Annotated in this window: 1 protein-coding gene; it reads right to left on the minus strand. The window is 68.1% G+C overall.

Annotated features, from left to right (window positions below; all coding sequences use genetic code 11):
• Positions 1-345, minus strand: a 345-nt coding sequence (locus I5M_RS30615; protein WP_040771894.1) for a PAS-domain containing protein, incomplete at both ends; no start/stop codon positions are given.

Consider the following 345-nt stretch of genomic DNA (forward strand, 5'->3'; position numbering starts at 1 on the left):
CCGTCGGCGAGCACCTGCTCGTGGCTGTGGCCGGGGTGATACATCCGGCCGAGCCGTTCGGCGATCCATGCTTCCTCGTGGCCGCGCGCTTCCGGATAGTCGCCGCGTGCGACGCCGATGCGCAGCGTATCCTCGAGCCGTGCGCCGGGTTCGAACAGGTCGGCGGTGGCGCTGTAGATCTCGGCGTACTTTTTATTCCAGAGGATGTAGCGGCCGTCGGCGTCGAGAAAAACGATGCCTTGCGGCAGGATGTCGATGGCTTCCCGCAGCCGCTCGTGCGCCAGCTTGGCGTCGGCCAGCGCGGCCTCGACCTCGCGTTCACGCGGGATTGGCGCCGGATCGCGG

Source organism: Rhodopseudomonas sp. B29, from assembly GCF_000333455.1.
Classification (GTDB): domain Bacteria; phylum Pseudomonadota; class Alphaproteobacteria; order Rhizobiales; family Xanthobacteraceae; genus Rhodopseudomonas.